We start from the raw sequence: 2,546 nt of genomic DNA on the forward strand, positions 1-2,546 counted from the left end.
ATTATTCATTATTCATTATTCATTATTCATTATTCATTGTTGAATCATAGCAAACAATTCAATCGAATAGTTTTACAAATAAGCTTGAGCAATCAAAATACAGTCTTTTGATGTTTGTCACAGTGCAATACCAAATTCATCTTCAAAATTTGCCTCAAATAAACTAGAATAGCTACAAATGGATAAAAAAAGATAAGATAAAGTCTAAAAGAATTCTTCAGAGGCTTTAACTTATCAATTCTAGTCGCTAAAACTTCCCTTATGGAGTGGAGAGTTAGGAGCATAGAGCGGGGAGAATAAGGATATTTTTTCTGCGTGAGAAGATAGGTTTTTTCATCAGTAATTATCCGGACTTGATATTAAGTGAATTCTGCACAGGTATTTTGCTCCTCACTCTTCCCAGACTCCTATAAAATTGTGGCTGTGCAAATTTATAGTTAATTTTATGATACCTGCTGTAGTTACTACAAAAATTACAAATAGTCAAGAAATTTTGATAATTCAAAGACCACCATCGGGTCTATGCCTCAAAGGTAACATTCAAATTCCTGGAGATAAATCAATTTCTCATCGGTCTCTGATGCTGGGAGCGATCGCTCAAGGGAAAACTACTATAAAAGGCTTACTCTTAGGGGAAGATCCCCGCAACACTGCTCAATGTTTTTCACTACTTGGCGCTAATATATCTCAACTGAATACAGACTTGGTGGAAGTTCAAGGGGTGGGACAAGATAATCTCACAGAACCATCTCAGGTTTTGGACTGTGGTAATTCTGGCACTACAATACGACTAATGTTGGGGATTTTGGCGTCCCATCCCGAACGTTTTTTTACTGTTACTGGGGATAGTTCCCTGGTTCAGCGTCCCATGTCCCGTGTGATCGATCCTCTCACACAAATGGGCGCTCAAATCTGGGGTAGACAAGGTGGCTCTTTAGCCCCACTAGCAATTCAGGGACAAAAATTACGACCGATCCATTATCATTCTCCCATTGCTTCAGCTCAGGTAAAATCTTGTATTTTGTTTGCTGGTTTGATGACGGAAGGTAAAACTACTGTAACTGAACCTGTTCTTTCACGAGACCATAGCGAAAGAATGTTGCAAGCTTTTGGCGCTCAAATTAGTATTGACCCAGAAACAAATAGTGTTACTGTGACTGGCCCAGCTAAATTGCGAGGCCAAGATGTGGTTGTGCCTGGTGATATTAGTTCGGCAGCTTTTTGGTTAGTAGCAGCAGCTATTGTGCCTGGATCGGAATTGGTAATTGAAAATGTTGGTGTTAACCCTACTCGTACAGGTATATTAGAAGCTTTGGAAATGATGGAGGCTAATATCATACAGGAAAATCAGCGAGTTGTAGCAGGAGAACCTGTGGCTGATTTACGAATATGTTACAGTCCTTTGAAAGCTTGTGAAATTTCTGGTGCGATAATTCCACGACTCATTGATGAAATTCCCATTTTGGCAGTTGCTGCTATGTTTGCGGAGGGGACGACTGTGATTAAGGATGCGGGTGAGTTGCGGGTAAAAGAGAGCGATCGCCTGATGGCCATGGCCACTCAACTCCAAAAACTGGGAGCTAAAGTGACAGAATTACCTGATGGGTTGGAAATTACTGGTGGTGTGGCCTTGACTGGTGGCGATGTTGAGAGTTATGGGGATCATCGAGTTGCTATGAGTTTGGCGATCGCTGCTCTTAATGCTACTGATACTGTCAGTATCCATCAGGCTGAAGCTGCAAGCATTTCTTATCCTAATTTTACTGCTACTCTGCAACAAATCTGTAGTTCATAAAAGCAGCTAAAAAATTTAGACATTGGTTGATTTATTGAAAATGCATTTTCAAATTATTAACCAATGTCTACTTGTTGGAACTTTTTTATTTATCTGATGATTTATCTCCTAAAAGTTGTTCTTTCCAAGCTTGAAGCTCTACCGATAACTCCTGGCGGTTAGAAGCACGAAGTAGATAGCGATATATAAACCAGCCAGAATAGACAATACCAATTAACTCAAAAGTTGGAGCTAGCAGTGGGATATCATTTAACGATTCGATTACTGCCAACATTACTTTTAGAGTAACAATAAGTCCTAAAATCAAACCTAGAGTAACTATCGGTTTTTGATATTGTCCAAAGAAGCCAGAGATAATAGCTGGTAGTTCTGATAAAATTTCCAAGATTTGGTTTTTAATACCTTGGAGTTGATCGGATGTTTCTTCAGACTCGGCATTGGATACTGTAGTTAGAGAACCTGCTTCTGTAGGATCTACTGCTACTTCTTTTGTAGTATCTTTTTCTTGTTGCATAATTTAATGATGTCCCTTCAATTAGTTATGATAAACATTTGAGTGGATATTACGGTCAGTATTCCAGAGTTTTAGAGGATATGACCTACTTTTCACTCAAAGTTATCTTGATTTTTCAAACATGGACCATTACCAGAAAATCTGACATTGGAATAATAATATATGGATTGAGAATATTGAGTTGTCTATAATTATTTCTACAAATCTTCAATCCTACATTTCGCACGACGAAATGTA

General features: G+C 38.4%; 2 protein-coding genes. One reads left to right on the forward strand and one right to left on the reverse strand.

Going from position 1 to position 2,546, the window contains the following annotated elements; translation table 11 throughout:
- Nucleotides 1–445 precede the first annotated feature (445 nt).
- Nucleotides 446–1,795 carry a 3-phosphoshikimate 1-carboxyvinyltransferase gene (gene aroA / locus AC3DU7_RS30975; protein WP_488043074.1) on the forward strand — a complete coding sequence of 450 codons (1,350 nt, stop codon included), beginning with the start codon at nucleotides 446–448 and terminating at the stop codon, nucleotides 1,793–1,795.
- A gap of 85 nt (nucleotides 1,796–1,880) precedes the next feature.
- Here the strand turns inward: aroA and AC3DU7_RS30980 are convergent, their stop codons facing one another.
- Nucleotides 1,881–2,309, reverse strand: a complete 429-nt coding sequence (locus AC3DU7_RS30980) for a CAAD domain-containing protein (RefSeq protein WP_488043075.1) — start codon at nucleotides 2,307–2,309, stop codon at nucleotides 1,881–1,883.
- Nucleotides 2,310–2,546 lie beyond the last annotated feature (237 nt).

The organism is Okeania sp. (assembly GCF_983059655.1).